Origin of the sequence: Lederbergia citri (assembly GCF_018343625.1) — a bacterium.
GTDB classification, from domain to species: domain Bacteria; phylum Bacillota; class Bacilli; order Bacillales; family Bacillaceae_C; genus Lederbergia; species Lederbergia citri.
Genome location: NZ_JAGYPG010000003.1, coordinates 407,074 through 425,543 on the forward strand (window position 1 = coordinate 407,074; position 18,470 = coordinate 425,543).

Genomic DNA, 18,470 nt, shown 5'->3' on the forward strand with positions numbered 1-18,470 from the left:
GTCAACATCGGCTCCTCCCTCGCCGTGTTTCCTTTATCTCAGTCGAATGCCCCGAAGTTCGTACGTCGATGAGCAAGGCGCTTACGCTTTTCTACAGGCTGCCAAAACTATTTTTGGCAGCCTAACCTTCTTTTTGGATTAATAATATTTAGGAGTTATGTAGATAGGACGAAAAAATGCAATGGGTAAAGAAATTATAGGTATGCTTCATAAGATTAAAGATACATAAATGAGCATAGTTAATTTTAAAAGAACATAATATATCACCATATAGAATAATAAATCCATATTGAAAACAGCTATGTAACTTTTTTCTTGTAAAAGGAAGATGTTATTGTAGCTGTTTTTTTATTCTTACCAGTAAAAAAATTCGAAAAATATTCATAAATAGTTCAAATATTTGAAACGTTGGTGCAAATACAATGAAAACGGATACAAAATAAATGGACTTTTTCCAACTAATAAAACATTCTGAAAATGTCTTGACCTTTCAGCGATACCGCGGTATCATTGGAACAATTTAATAAATCAAAACAACCTGAAAAAAACAAAAGCGAAAGCGCCTTGCAAGTCGATAGGCGCTGTAGCTAGACGAAAAATTCTACAGAGAGGGGCGAATAGCGATGAGTGAACAATTGATCTTCCTTGACGGCAAATTTGTAAAAAAAGAAGAAGCCGTTGTGTCAGTGTATGATCATGGATTTCTCTACGGAGATGGAATCTTCGAAGGAATTCGTGCATATTCTGGGAATGTGTTTCGCTTAGACGAGCATTTAACAAGGCTTTATGACTCGGCGAAATCAATTATGTTAACCATTCCATACACGAAAGAGGAGATGGCTCATATTGTTGCTGAAACACTCCGCAAAAACAAATTAACAGATGGATACGTTCGCCTCGTTGTATCACGTGGAGTAGGGGATTTAGGTTTAAGCCCGTATTCATGCGAAAAAGCAACAGTGCTTGTCATTGCTGAGCCGTTACGTATTTATCCAAAGGAATTATACGAAACTGGACTTGATATTATAACAGTAGCGACGAGACGGAATCGTTCAGATGTTTTAAATCCGATGGTTAAATCATTAAACTATTTAAATAATGTTCTTGTTAAAATAGAAGCAACTCTCGCTGGAGTGCCAGAAGCACTAATGCTCAATGATCAAGGCTATGTAGCAGAAGGTTCAGCGGATAATATTTTTATAGTAAGAGATAAGAAATTAATAACCCCTCCTGGGCACGTTGGTGCACTAGTCGGTATTACTAGAAACGCTATTATTGATATCGCTCGTGCTAAGGGTTATGAAGTGGAAGAAGCTATTTATACACGCCACGATGTATATACAGCTGATGAAGTCTTTTTAACTGGAACTGCTGCGGAAGTCATTGCAGTTAAAAAAGTTGATGGACGGATTATCGGCGATGGAAAGCCAGGACCAATTACGAATGAATTGCTTGAAAGCTTTCGTGAACTGACACTCACAGACGGATATAAATTATATGATGAATTGCATGTAGCTAATTAAGAAATTAGGAGATGTCATAATTGAGAAGCGATATGATAAAAAAGGGGATTGATCGTGCCCCACACCGAAGCTTATTATATGCAACGGGTGTAAAAACAAGAGATTTAGAGAAACCTTTTATTGGTGTCTGTAATTCATATATAGATATTATTCCCGGTCACAAACACCTTAGAGAATTTGCTGATGTCGTAAAAGAAGCGATCTGGGAAGCTGGCGGGGTTCCGTTCGAATTTAACACAATCGGAGTAGACGACGGAATTGCAATGGGCCACATTGGAATGCGTTACTCTTTGCCAAGCAGAGAGCTTATCGCTGATTCCGCGGAAACAGTTATCAATGCACACTGGTTTGACGGGGTATTTTACATTCCAAACTGTGACAAAATCACTCCAGGCATGTTGATGGCAGCATATAGAACCAATGTCCCATCTATTTTTGTATCAGGTGGTCCGATGGAAGGCGGAGTATCCTCAGAAGGGGAGCCTTTGACATTGACATCTGTTTTTGAAGGAGTCGGAGCCTATCATGCAGGGAAAATGTCTGCTGAAAAGCTTTTAGACATTGAACAAAATGCTTGTCCGACTTGCGGATCTTGTTCAGGGATGTTTACAGCAAACTCTATGAACTCGCTAATGGAAATGCTAGGTATCGCTTTACCTGGAAATGGTACAATCGTAGCGACATCTAAAGAACGTCACAGATTGATTAAAGAGGCTGCACATCATTTGGTCAGAATGGTAAAAGAAAACATTAAGCCTCGTGATTTAATTAGTGAACAAACAATTGATGATGCATTCGCATTAGATATGGCGATGGGTGGATCAACAAATACAGTTCTTCACACATTAGCTATTGCACATGAAGCAGATATTGATTACGATTTATCTCGTATTAACGAAGTAGCAAAACGCGTGCCTTACTTAGCAAAAATTGCACCTGCATCAGATTACACGATGCAAGACGTACATGATGCTGGTGGAGTCAGTGCCATTATACGTGAATTATGTGAAATGGGTGCCATTGAACGGGATAGAATGACCGTTACTGGAAAAACTGTTTACGAAAATGTAAAAGACCACGTGATTACAAATCCTGCAGTAATAAGGCCAAAAGAAAATCCATATAGTCCTGTAGGAGGCCTTTCAATTCTATATGGTAATTTAGCTCCCGACGGAGGCGTCATTAAAGTTGGCGCAGTTGATCCTTCGATTAAAACATTCCTTGGTAAAGCAATTGTTTTTGAATCACAGGAGGATGCTCAACAAGGAATCAACGATGGCACTGTTAAAGAAGGTCATGTTGTTGTTATCCGTTATGAAGGACCTAAAGGCGGTCCAGGCATGCCTGAAATGCTTGCACCAACTGCAGCGATTGCAGGTAGAGGTCTTGGTACGAAAGTTGCTCTTATTACAGACGGACGTTTCTCTGGGGCATCAAGAGGAATTTCAATCGGTCATATATCACCGGAAGCAGCTGAAGGTGGACCAATTGCCCTTGTCGAAGACGGAGATGAAATCTTCATCGACTTGACGAATCGTACGATTGAGTTAAAGGTTCCGGAAGAGGTTTTAGCTGAGAGAAAATCGCAATTAAAACCATTTGAACCAAAAATTAAAAAGGGTTATCTAGCAAGATACTCTAAACTCGTTACATCTGCCAGCACAGGTGGAGTAATGAAAATATGACAAAAATGTTTATTTATGTTATAAAAGAACAAACAACAAAGCCATGAAGAGGTAAAAATAAGTGGAGTCCTGTATTACCAGAGAGCCGGAACTGCTGGAAACCGGCAATACAGCCATTTGTGACATCGCCTCGGAGCGGGGACCCGGAAAGCGAATGCGATTAGGGGTTCACGGGGATTGACTTAAAGTTCCCGTTATCAATGAGTGATGTAAAGTCGCTCCTGAGTCAGTGATTTATACTGAGAAGTAGGGTGGTACCATGAAAGTTTTTTCATCCCTGCATAAAAGGTTCTCCTTTTTTGTGGGCTGAAAAGGCTTTTTTTTATCGATAAATTTTAGGGATTTAATGCATTAAATGGTTGATATTCGATATGTTTTTAAAAAATATGAAAATTGAAAGGAAGGCGCTAGAGGTGAGTATGGGTATCCCAATGGGAGCGAGTGATCAAAAGACTGACACGGCAACAAAAGTACAAGTGAAGACTGGGGCGGACCTTTTCATCGAGGCATTGCAAAAAGAGAACGTTGAGATTATGTTCGGATATCCAGGAGGAGCAGCACTGCCAATTTATGATGCATTGCATAAAAATCCGATTCGGCATGTATTAACTAGACACGAACAAGGAGCTATACACGCTGCGGAAGGCTATGCAAGAGTAACGGGTAAACCTGGAGTTGTTATTGCAACCTCTGGACCTGGGGCAACGAACTTAGTGACTGGAATTGCCGATGCGATGATGGATTCATTGCCACTCGTGGTGTTTACTGGTCAGGTTGCTAGCTCTGCACTTGGTACTGATGCATTCCAAGAATCCGACATTGTCGGCATCACAATGCCAATCACAAAACATAATTATCAAGTGAAAAAAATTGAGGATCTTGGAAGAATCATTAAAGAAGCATTTTATATTGCGTCAACAGGGCGCCCTGGACCGGTTTTGATTGATATTCCAAAAGATATCGCTTCGCAAGAAGTAACAGAGGTATTTCCTGATGCTACGATAAATCTACCAGGCTACCAACCAACAACAAAACCAAATTACTTGCAGCTACAGAAGCTTGTAAGTGTAATGGCAAATGCAAAGAAGCCGCTCATTCTTGCAGGTGCTGGAGTCCTTTTCGCAAAAGCGTCAGATTATTTAAAAGAATTTGTAGAAAAAACAGGATTTCCAATTACAAACACATTGCTAGGATTGGGAACAATCCCGGGAGACCACCCACAATTTTTGGGGATGGCGGGAATGCACGGAACTTATACTTCCAATATGGCTATTACAGATTGCGATTTGCTCATTAATATTGGAGCTCGTTTTGATGACCGTCTAACAGGTAATTTGAAGCATTTTGCTCCGAATGCAACTGTCGCTCATATTGATATAGACCCTGCTGAAATCGGCAAAAATGTTCCAACTGCTATTCCAATTGTTGGGGATGCGAAGTTTGTCTTGGAAGAGTTGCTGAATATGGAATTAACATTCCCTGATATTTCAGAGTGGACGGACGCTTTGCAAGAAAGCAAAGAAAAATATCCGTTTAAACCTCCAGCTTCACCGGAAAATACACTCTCTTCACCACATGTTATCAAAATGATTCACGAAATAACTGGTGGAGATGCAATTGTGACAACTGACGTTGGCCAGCATCAAATGTGGGCTGCGCAATATTACGGATTTAATGGTCCGAATAATTGGGTCACTTCCGGAGGACTTGGGACAATGGGCTTCGGCTTTCCTTCAGCGATTGGAGCACAATTAGCAGACACTGAAAAAACAGTTGTTGCCGTGACAGGAGATGGCGGTTTCCAAATGACATTACAGGAACTTGCTGTTATTAAAGAGCTAAACCTTCCTGTAAAAGTTGTCATCATTAATAACAAATGTCTTGGAATGGTACGCCAATGGCAACAAACCTTTTATGAAGAGCGTTATTCTCACTCATTAATTCCAAATCAGCCTGATTTTATAAAGCTTGCTGAAGCGTATGGAATTAAAGGATACACGGCAACAACAGAGGAAGAAGCTAGAGCCGTATTTGAAGAAGCTTTTAATATCCCAGAACCTGTATTGATTGATTGCCGTGTTCTCGAAGCTGAAAATGTTTATCCAATGGTTGCCCCAGGCAAAGGACTCCATGAAATGATAGGGGTGGGAGAATGAAACGAGTTGTTACGGTAACAGTTAATAATAACCCTGGTGTGTTAAATCGTATTACGGGATTATTTGCCAAAAGACAGTTTAACATCGAGAGTATTACTGTAGGCCCGACTAGTAATCCTGCGATCTCGAAAATGACTTTCATCGTACCGATGGAAGATCCGGCGAAAATGGAGCAACTATTAAAGCAGCTGCAAAAACAAATTGATGTCATAAAAGTATCGGATATTACTGATAAATCAATTGTTACTCGCGAGTTGGCACTTATTAAAGTACAGTGTCCACCAACGCTTAGAAGTGAAGTATATAGCATCATTGATCCTTTTCGGGCAACTGTCATCGATATGGGGAAAAACAATATTACCGTGCAAGTAACGGGTGAACCCGACAAGGTTGAAGCGTTTATCGAGTTGTTAAAGCCATATGGCATTAAAGATATATCGAGAACAGGTGTAACTGCATTTGTTCGCGAACATCAAAAAACAGAAACACAACAACTATCAATTTTACAACTATAAGAGGAGATGGAGAAAAATGGCAAAAGTATATTATAACAACGAAATTAATGAGTCAGTATTACAAGGAAAGAAAATCGCAATCTTAGGATATGGTTCACAGGGCCATGCTCATGCTAGCAATTTAAAAGACAGCGGGTTTGACGTTATCGTTGGAATTAGACCAGGTAAATCCTACGATCAAGCAGTTGAAGATGGACATGAGGTATATTCCGTTCAAGAAGCAAGTGCGAAAGCAGATATCATTATGATCTTACTTCCAGATGAAAGACAAACAGCTGTTTACGAAAACGAAGTAAAGCCTGAACTTTCGGCTGGTAAAGCGTTAGTATTTGCCCATGGTTTCAACGTTCACTTTAATCAAATCGTACCTCCTTCCGATGTTGACGTATTCCTAGTTGCACCTAAAGGCCCAGGACACCTTGTACGTCGTACGTTTGAACAAGGTGCAGGAGTACCGGCACTATTTGCTGTATATCAAGATGCAACTGGTCAAGCAAGGGACTTAGCATTGGCTTATGCAAAAGGTGTTGGCGGCGCTCGTGCTGGTGTACTTGAAACAACATTCCAAGAAGAAACTGAAACAGATCTATTCGGTGAGCAAGCAGTCCTTTGTGGTGGAACAACAGCTCTTGTAAAAGCTGGATTCGAAACACTAGTTGAAGCAGGTTACCAACCAGAAGTTGCATACTTTGAGTGTTTACACGAACTTAAATTAATCGTAGACCTAATGTACGAAGATGGTCTTGCAGGAATGCGCTATTCAATCTCTGATACAGCACAATGGGGAGACTTCGTATCTGGCCCACGTGTAGTGAATGCAGATACAAAAGCTCGTATGAAAGATATTCTAGAAGATATCCAAACTGGAAAATTCGCAAAAGGATGGTTGCTTGAAAACCAATTGAATCGTCCAGAGTTCAATGCAATCAATCGTCGTGAAAGCGAGCATTTAATTGAGAAAGTAGGTCAAGAGCTTCGCGAAATGATGCCATTTGTAAAGGCGGGTAAGAAGAAAGCCGCTAAGGAAGTGGTTTCAAGTGCGAAAAATTGACATATTTGATACAACATTGCGTGATGGTGAGCAATCTGCCGGAGTGAACTTAAATACGGCTGAAAAGCTCGAAATCGCAAAACAGCTTGAAAGATTCGGAGTGGATGTAATGGAGGCGGGATTTCCCGCCGCCTCTCCGGGTGATTTAGATGCAGTAAGAAAAATTGCCTCTTCTATAAAAGACTCATCTGTCACAGGCCTGGCGCGTTCAGTCAAATCAGATATTGATCATGCATGGGAAGCGTTGAAAGTGGCGGAATGCCCTAGGCTCCACGTTTTCATTGCCACTTCTCCAATACACATGACGTATAAATTAAAACAAACTCCTGAACAGGTAGTTCAAACCACGATTGAAACGATTAAATATGCGAAACAATTCTTCCCAATCGTACAATGGTCAGCTGAGGACGCATTCCGGTCAGATCGAGATTTTCTCGCTCAAATCGTAGAGCAAGCAATTAAAGCTGGGGCATCAGTAATCAATATCCCAGATACAGTAGGTTACGCTACTCCTCAAGAATACGGGGCTTTATTTAAATATCTAAAAGAAAATGTTCCGAATATTGGGGAAGCGAAACTTTCGGCACATTGCCATAATGACCTTGGAATGGCAGTAGCCAATACACTTGCTGCAATCCAGAACGGTGCAGATCAAATCGAAGGTACTATAAATGGGATTGGTGAAAGAGCGGGTAATGTTGCTTTAGAAGAAGTAGGAGTCGCTCTTTATACGAGAAAAGATTTTTACGAGATTGAAACAAACCTAACATTGAATGAAATCAAGCGTACGAGTCAACTAGTCAGTAAGTTAACAGGTATGGCCGTCCAGGCCAATAAAGCAGTCGTCGGTAAAAATGCTTTCGCACACGAGTCTGGTATTCATCAGGATGGAGTGTTGAAGGAGCCGACAACGTATGAAATCATTACTCCAGAACTTATCGGAGAAACTTCAAACAATTTAGTATTAGGTAAACACTCAGGTCGCCATGCTTTTCAAGATCGAGCTATATCTATGGGATTTGAACTAGATAGTGAATCTTTGAATCATGCATTTATACAATTTAAGAAACTAGCTGATCGGAAGAAAGAAATTACGACTGAGGATTTATGGACGATTTTAACGAATGAACAGTTGAAAGATTCAGATACTTCTGTGTATGAGCTAGAAACTGTAGGCGTTCAATATACATCAGCGCAAGATCCACTTGCAACCGTAATCGTTAAAACACCCGCAGGCAACATCGTGGAAGAAACAACGAGTGGAGCAGGAAGCGTGGAAGCTATTTTCAATGCGCTTGAGAAGACAGTTGAAGGAGAAGTCCATGTATTGGATTACCGAGTTTCATCCATCGGAAAAGGAAGAGACGCTCTTGCAGAAGCAGTCATTAACCTAACATTTAATGGCGAAGATCTTGTAGGAAGAGATTCTGCGCAGGACGTATTAGAGGCATCAGCTAAGGCATATTTAAATGCGGTGAATCGTATATTGCTTCAATCGCAAATGAAGCAGTTATTGGTAACAGTTTAGGAATTTTTGGGGAGGAAGATGGGTTTGAAGAAACGAGTAGCGGTATTACGAGGAGACGGAATAGGAAAAGAAGTAACAGATGCTGCAATATCTGTATTAGAAGCGATTGGGCGTCGTTTTCATCATGAATTTGAATGGGTATACGGCCTACTTGGTGGAGAAGCCATTGACACAGTTGGCCAGCCATTACCTGATGAAACAATCCGAATTTGTGAAGAAAGTGATGCGATTATTCTCGGAGCAGTCGGCGGACCAAAATGGGATAATCACCCGTCTCATCTTCGACCAGAAAAAGGGCTTCTTCAAATTCGTAAACACTTTGAATTAAGTGTAAATCTTCGGCCGGTTCAAGCATTCAAAAGCCTGCTTTCTGTTTCTCCTTTGAAGGAAGAAGTTGCTGAAGGTGTAGATATGATGATTGTCAGGGAATTAACAGGTGGTCTATATTTCGGTGAACCAAGTTTCCATGATAATGATAAAGCTGTTGACACATTAGTGTATGGTCGTGATGAAATAGAGCGAGTTGTCATTCACGCATTTGAATTGGCAAAGCAGCGCAGGAACAAAGTTACGTCAGTTGACAAAGCGAATGTACTTGAATCAAGCAAACTATGGAGAAAAATTGTTGAAGAAGTAGCTGCTAGATATCCAGAAGTAGAGTACGAGCATATGCTTGTTGATGCAGCTGCGATGAAATTAATTACGTACCCATCCGCATTTGATGTTCTTGTAACAGAAAATATGTTTGGAGATATTTTAAGTGATGAAGCTTCTGTTATTACAGGATCACTAGGCATGTTGCCTTCCGCAAGTCTTCGTGCAGATGGCTTTGGTTTATACGAACCAATCCATGGCTCTGCACCAGATATAGCAGGGAAGAATATCGCAAATCCAATCGGAGCTATTTTATCAACAGCCATGATGCTTCGTAGTTCATTTGGTATGTTGGAAGAGGCGAATGCACTTGAGACAGCCGTTAAAAATGTTCTAGAAGCAGGCTTCTGTACAAGTGAATTCAAAAATATCGGTAGACAAATTTTATCTACTACTGAAATGACTGAAAAAATCATTGGTGAAATAGAACGGTGAGGTGAAGAAAGATGGGCAAAACAATCATTGAAAAGATTTGGGAGAAGCACGTCGTTCATCGAGAAGAAGGGAAGCCAGATTTGCTATATATCGATCTTCATCTTGTGCATGAAGTGACTTCTCCACAAGCGTTTGAAGGCTTGCGTCTAAATGAGAGAAAAGTACGTAGACCGGATTTAACCTTTGCAACGATGGATCACAACGTTCCGACTCGTTTGAATGAAGCTGTGACGGATCCAATTTCCGAGAAGCAAATGACGACACTTGAAAAAAACTGTGCTGAGTTCGGCGTTCCATTAGCTGGTATGGGACATCCAGATCAAGGAATCGTTCACGTTATCGGTCCTGAGCTTGGATTAACGCAACCAGGTAAAACGATTGTATGTGGAGATAGCCATACTTCCACACATGGTGCATTTGGTGCACTTGCATTTGGAATTGGAACGAGTGAAGTAGAGCACGTACTTTCGACTCAAACATTATGGCAAGCAAAGCCAAAAACAATGCAAGTTCAAGTGAATGGCGAGTTAGGTCAAGGTGTTACATCAAAAGACTTAATTTTGGCGATCATCGCGAAATACGGAATCAACGTTGGAACAGGTCATATTTTTGAGTATACAGGCGATGCCATAAGAAAATTAACGATGGAACAACGAATGACGGTTTGTAATATGTCCATTGAAGCTGGTGCAAAAGCAGGATTAATTAGCCCTGACGAAACAACTTTTGCTTACTTAGAAGGTCGTCCTCATGTTCCAGCTGGTGAAGAATTTGAAGAATTAAAAGTAGAATGGCGAGAGCTTGCAACTGATCCAGATGCTAAATATGATGCTGTTATTGAAATTGATGCTTCTGAGATCGAACCTGTCGTCACATGGGGTACGAACCCTGGTATGGGCGTTGGAGTAAATGGATTTGTTCCACGTCCTGGAGATGCAAAAACGGATTCAGAAAGAGCAGAAATTGAAAAAGCTCTTGAATATATGGGACTTGAAGGCGGAACAAGAATGACAGATATTGAGATTCAATATGTATTCATCGGTTCTTGTACGAATTCTCGAATTGAGGACCTACGAGCCGCTTCTACAATCGTTACTGGCAAGAAAGTGAAAAGTGGCGTGAATGCGATCGTCGTGCCTGGTTCTCATTCAGTAAAGAAACAAGCGGAAGCAGAAGGATTAGATAGAATATTCCTTGATGCTGGTTTTGAATGGCGTGAATCTGGATGTAGTATGTGTCTTGCCATGAATGCTGACCAAGTTCCGGCGGGCATGCGATGTGCTTCTACATCAAATCGAAACTTTGAAGGTCGCCAAGGAAACGGCTCACGTACGCACTTAGTAAGCCCAGCGATGGCGGCAGCCGCGGCGATTGCTGGCCGTTTCGTCGATGTTCGTACATTTTCACAAGAGGAGGCGCTTGTATGAAGCCGATTAAAGAAGTAACGAGCGTACTTGCGCCGTTAGATCGTTCGAATGTGGATACGGACCAAATCATCCCTAAACAATTTTTAAAAAGAATTGAGCGTACAGGTTTCGGTAAGTATTTGTTTTATCATTGGCGTTATGATGATAATGGAGTTGAACGAGCGGACTTTGAGTTGAACAAACCAGAATATGCTGGCAGTGAAATTTTAATCGCAAGAGAAAACTTTGGTTGTGGTTCATCACGTGAACATGCTCCTTGGGCTCTCGATGATTATGGATTTCGTGTCATCATCGCGATAAATTTTGCCGATATCTTTTATAACAACAGCTTTAAAAACGGACTTCTTCCGATTCAGCTTTCAGAAGCGGAAGTGGAAGATTTATTGAAGAAGTCGCAAGAAAAGCCATTAAAAATCACTGTTTCACTTGAAACCGAAACGATTGTTACAGAAGATGGCGACACTTATTCATTTAAAGTTGACCCATACCGCCGTCAAGTGTTATTGAACGGTTGGGACGATATTGCATTAACACTGTTACTTGAAGACAAAATTGCAGCGTATGAGAATCGTTGAAAGTAATAATAAGCTACTCATTCCCTATCGAATCTGAATTTGGTGGGAGTGGGTGGCTTATTTTTAGATTACTATAAAGTCGTTTAAAACATAATAAAGTTGTTTAAAAATATTAGACGTGTTATTCCATTGGGAAGGATTACACTAACTGGCAGGTTAATTCAATAAGCAAAAATTAAAGTATTTCTTTTTAATATTATAAGAAGGAGTAAATAATTAAAGGTTTCTATCACTTTTATTTGCTCAATTATTTTGTCTGTGTTACAGAAATAGTTGAATTACTTTTAGCAAGTTGATATATTAATTTCTAAATATGTTATCAATGATGTGATCAAGTAAATAAGGATTGTGAAACAGAAAATATAGCCTTGGCTGAAAGCTATATCACCTCTTCTTATTGAACCCTACCACGGAGATGTTAGATAAAAACTGACCGAGTCGTTTCGTTACAAACGTTTAGAGGACTTAATATTTATTATTAATGTCGAACTAAGGTGGTACCACGTCTATTAGCGTAAAGGCGTCCTTTTTTGAGGACTCTTTATGCTTTTTTTATTATTTTAAGTTATTTCATTTTCTCGGGAGGAAAAGACGATGTCTCAAAAAACAAATGATTTTTCAAAATGGTATATTGATACGATTCAAAAAGCTGATTTAATGGATTACACCCCAGTTCGTGGTTGCATTGCATTTAAGCCAGATGGCTATGAATTATGGGAACATATTCAAGAAGAGATGGATAAACGGTTTAAAGAAACCGGTCATCGCAATGCATACTTCCCAATGCTAATTCCCGAATCCTTCTTCCAAAAGGAAAAGGATCATATTGAAGGATTCTCACCGGAGCTTCCTTGGGTAACAGAAGCTGCAGGAGAGAAATTAGAAGAACGTTTAGCACTTCGTCCAACTTCAGAAACAATGATTGGACATTTGTATTCAAACTGGATTAAAAGTTATCGAGATCTACCAGTTTTAATTAATCAATGGGCAAATGTATTCCGTTGGGAAAAGAAAACTCTTCCATTTATACGTACCTCTGAGTTTTTATGGCAAGAAGGTCATACTGCTCATGTGGACGAAGAAGATGCGCGTAAGGAAACAATGCAAATGCTAACTATTTATAAAGAAGTCGTAGAAGGATTACTTGCGATTCCAGTTTATGATGGGCAAAAGACACCATTAGAACGCTTTGCTGGTGCGGTTGATACATTCTCAATTGAAGCAATGATGAAAGATGGAAAAGCCGTGCAAGCAGGCACTTCACACTACTTAGGTACAAAATTTTCGGAAGCATTTGATATAAAATATCTAACAAAAGATAATAAACACGCATATGTTCATACAACGTCTTGGGGTACGTCCACACGTTTAATTGGTTCGGTCATCATGGTTCATGGTGATGAACAAGGTCTTGTCTTACCACCAAAAATAGCACCTACTCAAGTTGTTTTGATTCCAGTAGGTCCATGGAAAAAGAACCATGCAATTATGGAGAAATTAGATGAAATCTTTGCAGCTTTAAAAGCGAAAGGAATTCGTGTTCGTCTTGATGATTCTGATCAATCACCAGGCTATAAATTTAATGAATGGGAGTTAAAAGGTGTACCTGTACGTATTGAACTTGGCCCACGTGATTTAGAAAATAATCAAGTATTGATGAAAGCCCGTGATGTAGAGGAGAAAGTTTCTGTACCTTTAGAATCAATTGTTGAAAGTATAAAAAAAGAACTTGAAACAATGCAAACTCGTCTATTCGAAAAAGCAAAAGCTTTCCGTGAGAAAAATTCACACACTCATATCAATACCATGGAACAGTTAAACCAACATATAGCAGAATCCGAACAAAATGGAACTATTCCTGGTTGGATATTAGCTGGTTGGTGCGGAGACGATGCTTGTGAAGAAAGTGTAAAAGAAAAAACAAAATTCACAACACGAAACATTCCATTTAATCCACCGAAAACAAAGCACACATGCCTTTATTGTGGTAAAGAAGCAAAACATACTGTTTGGTTTGCTCGCGCTTACTAATCTACGATTGTTAAATATTATAATTAAACGATCGGGTGCTTTAGTTCCACAAGGAATTAAACAGCTTTGTAATCTGTTTTAATTTAAGAAGTAAATCAGAACTAAATCTTTTTAAAGAACTTTAAAAGGAGATACTCCAATTTAAGTAGTGTCTCCTTTACGATTTTTATAAGTGAATTTTTTTTGCCTTTATTATTCCAGCTCAAAACCTTAGAAGCTTGCTAAAAAAGCAAATCCTGTTAACCGTTTTAACAGGTGGTTCACAACCACACATCCACCAGAATCTTGGGCTTATTGGACAATATTTCAAAAAGAGTTGGTTAATTCGTCTTTAAATATCAAATATATTATTGTTGAAAATCCTGGTTACGCTATTCATATTGACAATCCTAATGCTGTTATAGAGGCTATTAGAGAAATGGTTAAGAAAATAAAATAAGGATGTTTAATAAGGTATATTTCCTGTAACATGACGGTTAAAGTAATATTATTGACATTAGGAAATAATAAAGGTTATTATAGACACATAAAGTCTTTTAAGGAGGGTATTGAAATCATGAAGTATTCTAAGGCAACAAATTATGCCCTTCACACAATGCTATTTCTTGCAAAGGAAGCAGAATATAAGCCAATTGGTGTACAACAGTTAGCAGAAAAGCAAAATGTATCTCCTACGTATTTGTCCAAAATATTGACTAAGTTGGTTAAGGAAGGGATGATCAATTCTTCATCAGGTGCCAATGGAGGGTATACGCTTAGTCATAATTGGGAAGACATTTCATTTTTGGATATTATACATGCAATTGAAGGTAAATCTTCATTATTTGACTGTTGTTTATACTCTAATCCAGAATGTGTAATAAAAGATGTGATGCTTTCAGCAGAGGAAAAACTGGAAGAAGAGTTAAGAAATAAAAAAATATCAGATATTGTAAAAAACTAAAGTGGGTTTATCACCCACAACTATTTTTTGTAACTATCGCGGATATTAAGAGTCTTTTATGTCGATTTATTTATTTTTCTTTTTTGAAAATTAAGGAGGTGAGGAAGTGATTATAGTATAGGGTTATTATATTCGCGTTTCTCAAAATAGACCTACAAACAATACTATATTTAGGAGGATTTTTCGAAATGGAACTATCAATGATTGATTGTGCCATTATTGGCGCTGGTCCAGCAGGACTAAATGCGAGTCTTGTGTTAGGTAGAGCTCGCAGAAGCGTTGCTCTCTTTGACAACAATACAAATAGAAATCGCAAGACACAAGAATCACATGGATTTCTGACACGTGATGGTATTAAGCCGGCAGAATTTCGTGAACTTAGCCTAAATGAAATAAAAAAATATCGTTATGTGCATCATTTCGAAACAACAGTTTCAAATATTATTAAACTGCCGAATGGCATGTTTAATGTTACGACTTCAGATAACATAAAATTTGTAGCAGAAAAAGTATTACTCGCAACAGGTATTCAAGAAGTGTTTCCTGATATTCCAAATATCGAACAATGTTATGGCAAGAGTCTCTTTAGTTGTCCTTATTGTGACGGTTGGGAATTAAGTAATAAAAAGCTTCTTATCATTGCAGAAAATGAGGATAGAGCTCTACACCTAAGTAAACTATTATATCACTGGTCAAATGATTTAGTTCTTGCAACAAATGGTACAGCATTATCTTCGGATGCCTTGGAAGAATTAGCAAGAAATGATATAACAGTCGTGAGTGATCCAATTAAACGGTTGAATAATATAGATGGATATTTAACAAATATAGAATTTGAATCAAATTTAATAATTGAATGTTCATTCGGGTTTGTTGCTCCTTCATTTATTCGCTCAAATCAATTTGCCGAAACACTAGGATGTGAATTACAAAAAAACGGTACTATTGTGTTAGATGATGGGGGGCGAACTTCAGTAAAAAATCTTTATGCAGCCGGTGAAACAGCAGGAATAAGTGCATCTTCACTTGTTATTGCAGCATCAGAAGGAAATAAAGCCGCCGTTGCAATGAATGGAGATATGGCAATAGAAAGGTTTTAGCTTCAAAAGAAGATTTTTTTTATTCTAATCAACGACTTTAAAGCTCTTTAATGTTTATAAAAAGGAGATAAAAAGATGACTATTATACATGTCACGTCAAATAATGAAATCGAACCACATATAAATGGAGATAAACTTGTATTATTAAATTTTTGGGCCAAATGGTGTGGTCCTTGTAAAATGCTAATTCCCGTTCTTGAACAACTTGATGAAGAATTAGGAGATAAAGTACAAATTCTCAAAGTAGATGTTGATAACGGACCAGATTTAGCTGCACAATATGGTGTTATGGGAATTCCACACACTCGTATGATTATTAATAACAACACTAGAGATCCACTTGTTGGATACGTTCCATATGAGAAACTAAAAACGATAGTCGAAGCTGAATTATAAAATAAATGCATGCAAGCTCGACAACTAGACGTCAGCTTCGCTAGCTAAGGCAGCTGGCTTGACGCTGTTTGGAAAGCGGGAAGTGATGTCTCCTGACTCCAATGACAGATAGTCTGACTCGAAGTTAGATTCTTTTTATTCAAGTTCGAATCGGCACTCATGCGCCGATCAGGCGCATTCCTTACAAGTATTACACTCTTTTCTTATCACTTATTTCGATAAAATCTTTGTGCTCTGTTTTGATAATATCTGGGAAAGAGTGAGCAATAAATTTTAACAAATGCGATCGAAATATCTATTTATGGATATTACGGTCTTTTTAGTTGATCTAAATAATCCATAAAAAAACGAAAAATCTTATTGGCATAATTAGTGCAATAAATTTTTGTCCATCATCTTTGCTATTTTGGACATAGAAAACGACTTGCGATACATTGATTTAGTATCGCAAGTCGTTTTTTAAACGGTTGCTCTTCTCAAGAAAAAGTAAGAAAAGACAACGTAAAACAAGGTAGGGATAATGAGCCAATATGCAAGTTGGACGGCAGTATGATCAACAATCCAATGAATGATATCCATCCAATGTTCATAATAGGTGATGAGTAGTGCTGCGATACTTGCAATCAATAAGGAAGATATAGACGCATAAGCCATTCCTTTTTTTCCGAAACGGCGGGCAAAGCTGGATATCATCATTCCAAGGAAAAATAGATTAATCAATAGGATGAAATAAATGAAAAGTTGTTCTAAAAGTGTTCCATCATTTAAATATGGAAAGTGGAAGAAATGAAATTTTCCACCCCAGCCATTTGTCCAATTTTCTACTATTGAACAAATCAATAATAGTACTCCAAAGGAGAGGTTCACGATAGCCCCCGTGGCAACCGTACCGAAAAAGTAATCAGTTCTTCTAACAGACATGCTGACTGCATATGAAAATGTTTGAGCCACAACTAATATTCCCACTACTAACATGTACACAAAGATATACGATACTCCTCCAGTAAAATATTTTTCTTTCGGAGTAATGAATAGACTAACAATTAAATTAACTATAAAAATTGAAAATAGTACAATATTTGGGATGAAAAACCAACTCCATTTGTCGCGAACAAGCATTTTTAAAACACTTCGAATATTCATTTCGCCATCGCTCCTTGTTTATCAGATTTCCCTTTCGTTAAATGGACAATTAACTGCTGTAAGGAAACTGGGGATATTTCAAGTCCCGGAATATGGACTTTATCATTAGCACGACCTATTACAGTAGCTGAAAGCAACCCGCCAAATGGTTCGCGATGGATTACTTCTTTTCCAGTAATAAATGACTCTACCTTTGCTGTTTGGCCTGTTACTGTAAACGCCTTTCCTCTCAAGTTCTCGGCATCCTCGTCGATGATTAATCTTCCTTTATCAATGACTAGAATTTGTTCTAACAAATTACTCACTTCATCAATGAGATGGGTAGATAATATAACAGTCCGAGGATGCTCCGCGTAATCCTCCATTAAACGGTTATAAAATAATTCACGTGAAACGGCATCTAACCCCAAATACGGTTCATCAAAAATAGTTAACGGTGCTCTGCTTGCAAGCCCAATGACAATACCAAGCGCGGAGTGCATTCCGCGAGAAAGCCCCCTATTTTTCTTCTTTAAAGGAAGATTGAAATCTTCTACTAATGAGTATGCATATTCCTTATCCCATTTCGGAAAAAGTGACTTTGACACTTCCAAAATATCACGAACAGTAAAATTATCAGGATATTTCTGACTTTCTTTAATAAAACAAATTTGATTCAATACTTTAGAATTTTCATAAGGCTCCTCACCGAAAACCAATAATTCCCCGCTAGTTGGAAAAATCTGTGCCGTGATCATTTTCATTAACGTTGTTTTACCAGCTCCATTTCTACCGAGAAGGCCATATATTTTATTTTCTTCAATTGAAAAGCTAATATCTTGGATTGCTTTATGGTCATCGTACAGCTTATTTAACCGACTTATTTTTATTACTTCTGTCATCGTCTTCCTTCTCCTTTCCGTATCATATCCATTAATTGTTCCGTCGTAATTCCTAATTTTTCTGCTTCCTGAATCATCGTCACTATAAATTGCTCGAAAAATTGTTCTTTTCGCTTCTCAATGACTTTCATACGTGCACCTTCAGCAACAAACATTCCGATCCCCCGCTTTTTATATAAGATGCCTTCATCCACCAGTAAATTTACGCCCTTCGCAGCTGTGGCAGGGTTGATTTTATAAAAGACTGCGAATTGATTCGTTGAAGGGACTTGGGATTCTTCCGGCAAGCCGCCTTCGATAATGTCATCTTCTATGCGCTCTGCAATTTGGACGAAGATTGGCCTTCCATCATCAATTAAATGCTTCATTTGGTTCACCACCATGTTGGTTAGTTACTTATGTAATTAACCATATGACATAGAAGTAT

16 protein-coding genes and 1 other annotated feature are annotated in these 18,470 nt (G+C 38.6%); of the genes, 13 read left to right on the top strand and 3 right to left on the bottom strand.

What is annotated here, in order from left to right; genetic code table 11:
- The first annotated feature begins 623 nt into the window (after positions 1 to 623).
- The 13 genes from ilvE to KHA97_RS18175 all read left to right on the top strand — a co-directional run bounded on the left by ilvE (position 624) and on the right by KHA97_RS18175 (position 16,019).
- Entirely contained in the window at positions 624 to 1,523 is a 900-nt protein-coding gene (gene ilvE / locus KHA97_RS18115) for a branched-chain-amino-acid transaminase (protein ID WP_213126171.1), read from the top strand.
- A 20-nt stretch (positions 1,524 to 1,543) separates the two neighbouring features.
- Positions 1,544 to 3,208: a dihydroxy-acid dehydratase gene (ilvD, locus tag KHA97_RS18120; RefSeq protein WP_213126172.1), complete on the top strand. Its 1,665-nt coding sequence runs from the start codon at positions 1,544 to 1,546 to the stop codon at positions 3,206 to 3,208.
- A 431-nt stretch (positions 3,209 to 3,639) separates the two neighbouring features.
- Complete coding sequence (ilvB, locus tag KHA97_RS18125) at positions 3,640 to 5,364, top strand: acetolactate synthase large subunit (protein ID WP_213126464.1); 1,725 nt, start codon at positions 3,640 to 3,642, stop codon at positions 5,362 to 5,364.
- A complete protein-coding gene (gene ilvN, locus KHA97_RS18130) occupies positions 5,361 to 5,879 on the top strand; it encodes an acetolactate synthase small subunit (protein WP_213126173.1) in 519 nt (172 codons plus the stop codon). The genes ilvB and ilvN overlap by 4 nt, the downstream gene beginning before the upstream one ends.
- Before the next feature lie 16 nt (positions 5,880 to 5,895).
- Positions 5,896 to 6,930 carry a ketol-acid reductoisomerase gene (ilvC, locus tag KHA97_RS18135; protein ID WP_213126174.1) on the top strand — a complete coding sequence of 345 codons (1,035 nt, stop codon included), beginning with the start codon at positions 5,896 to 5,898 and terminating at the stop codon, positions 6,928 to 6,930.
- Positions 6,917 to 8,458, top strand: coding sequence for a 2-isopropylmalate synthase (locus tag KHA97_RS18140; protein ID WP_213126175.1), 1,542 nt, complete (start codon positions 6,917 to 6,919; stop codon positions 8,456 to 8,458). Before ilvC ends, KHA97_RS18140 begins: the two co-directional genes overlap by 14 nt.
- A 24-nt stretch (positions 8,459 to 8,482) precedes the next feature.
- Positions 8,483 to 9,547, top strand: coding sequence for a 3-isopropylmalate dehydrogenase (gene leuB, locus KHA97_RS18145; protein ID WP_213126176.1), 1,065 nt, complete (start codon positions 8,483 to 8,485; stop codon positions 9,545 to 9,547).
- An 11-nt stretch (positions 9,548 to 9,558) separates the two neighbouring features.
- Positions 9,559 to 10,974, top strand: a complete 1,416-nt coding sequence (leuC, locus tag KHA97_RS18150) for a 3-isopropylmalate dehydratase large subunit (RefSeq protein ID WP_213126177.1) — start codon at positions 9,559 to 9,561, stop codon at positions 10,972 to 10,974.
- Positions 10,971 to 11,549, top strand: coding sequence for a 3-isopropylmalate dehydratase small subunit (leuD, locus tag KHA97_RS18155; protein ID WP_213126178.1), 579 nt, complete (start codon positions 10,971 to 10,973; stop codon positions 11,547 to 11,549). The genes leuC and leuD overlap by 4 nt, the downstream gene beginning before the upstream one ends.
- A gap of 313 nt (positions 11,550 to 11,862) precedes the next feature.
- Positions 11,863 to 12,080 (top strand) — a binding site (T-box leader).
- Between the two features lie 63 nt (positions 12,081 to 12,143).
- Entirely contained in the window at positions 12,144 to 13,580 is a 1,437-nt protein-coding gene (gene proS, locus KHA97_RS18160) for a proline--tRNA ligase (protein WP_213126179.1), read from the top strand.
- 556 nt (positions 13,581 to 14,136) lie between these two features.
- The gene (locus KHA97_RS18165; RefSeq protein ID WP_213126180.1) at positions 14,137 to 14,523 is read left to right on the top strand and encodes an Rrf2 family transcriptional regulator; all 387 of its coding nucleotides are present in this window, start codon (positions 14,137 to 14,139) and stop codon (positions 14,521 to 14,523) included.
- A gap of 188 nt (positions 14,524 to 14,711) precedes the next feature.
- Entirely contained in the window at positions 14,712 to 15,623 is a 912-nt protein-coding gene (locus KHA97_RS18170; protein WP_213126181.1) for an NAD(P)/FAD-dependent oxidoreductase, read from the top strand.
- A gap of 75 nt (positions 15,624 to 15,698) precedes the next feature.
- Positions 15,699 to 16,019 (top strand): thioredoxin family protein, encoded by a 321-nt coding sequence (locus tag KHA97_RS18175; protein WP_213126182.1) that lies wholly within the window; start codon positions 15,699 to 15,701, stop codon positions 16,017 to 16,019.
- Positions 16,020 to 16,478: 459 nt separating this feature from the next.
- Here the strand turns inward: KHA97_RS18175 and KHA97_RS18180 are convergent, their stop codons facing one another.
- Genes KHA97_RS18180 through KHA97_RS18190 form a run of 3 tightly spaced genes read right to left on the bottom strand, consistent with a single transcriptional unit; the run spans position 16,479 to position 18,411 of the window.
- Positions 16,479 to 17,162, bottom strand: coding sequence for a hypothetical protein (locus KHA97_RS18180; RefSeq protein WP_213126183.1), 684 nt, complete (start codon positions 17,160 to 17,162; stop codon positions 16,479 to 16,481).
- Entirely contained in the window at positions 17,159 to 18,043 is an 885-nt protein-coding gene (locus KHA97_RS18185; protein ID WP_213126184.1) for an ABC transporter ATP-binding protein, read from the bottom strand. The genes KHA97_RS18180 and KHA97_RS18185 overlap by 4 nt, the downstream gene beginning before the upstream one ends.
- Positions 18,040 to 18,411 (bottom strand): GntR family transcriptional regulator, encoded by a 372-nt coding sequence (locus tag KHA97_RS18190; protein ID WP_213126185.1) that lies wholly within the window; start codon positions 18,409 to 18,411, stop codon positions 18,040 to 18,042. Before KHA97_RS18190 ends, KHA97_RS18185 begins: the two co-directional genes overlap by 4 nt.
- Between the last annotated feature and the right edge of the window lie 59 nt (positions 18,412 to 18,470).

Coding starts and splice junctions, on each gene's coding strand:
- ilvE (WP_213126171.1), top strand. CDS start 624: ATGAGTGAACAATTGATCTTCCTTGACGGCAAATTTGTAAAAAAAGAA.
- ilvB (WP_213126464.1), top strand. CDS start 3,640: ATGGGAGCGAGTGATCAAAAGACTGACACGGCAACAAAAGTACAAGTG.
- ilvN (WP_213126173.1), top strand. CDS start 5,361: ATGAAACGAGTTGTTACGGTAACAGTTAATAATAACCCTGGTGTGTTA.
- ilvC (WP_213126174.1), top strand. CDS start 5,896: ATGGCAAAAGTATATTATAACAACGAAATTAATGAGTCAGTATTACAA.
- leuC (WP_213126177.1), top strand. CDS start 9,559: ATGGGCAAAACAATCATTGAAAAGATTTGGGAGAAGCACGTCGTTCAT.
- leuD (WP_213126178.1), top strand. CDS start 10,971: ATGAAGCCGATTAAAGAAGTAACGAGCGTACTTGCGCCGTTAGATCGT.
- proS (WP_213126179.1), top strand. CDS start 12,144: ATGTCTCAAAAAACAAATGATTTTTCAAAATGGTATATTGATACGATT.
- KHA97_RS18165 (WP_213126180.1), top strand. CDS start 14,137: ATGAAGTATTCTAAGGCAACAAATTATGCCCTTCACACAATGCTATTT.
- KHA97_RS18170 (WP_213126181.1), top strand. CDS start 14,712: ATGGAACTATCAATGATTGATTGTGCCATTATTGGCGCTGGTCCAGCA.
- KHA97_RS18175 (WP_213126182.1), top strand. CDS start 15,699: ATGACTATTATACATGTCACGTCAAATAATGAAATCGAACCACATATA.
- KHA97_RS18180 (WP_213126183.1), bottom strand. CDS start 17,162: ATGAATATTCGAAGTGTTTTAAAAATGCTTGTTCGCGACAAATGGAGT.
- KHA97_RS18185 (WP_213126184.1), bottom strand. CDS start 18,043: ATGACAGAAGTAATAAAAATAAGTCGGTTAAATAAGCTGTACGATGAC.
- KHA97_RS18190 (WP_213126185.1), bottom strand. CDS start 18,411: ATGAAGCATTTAATTGATGATGGAAGGCCAATCTTCGTCCAAATTGCA.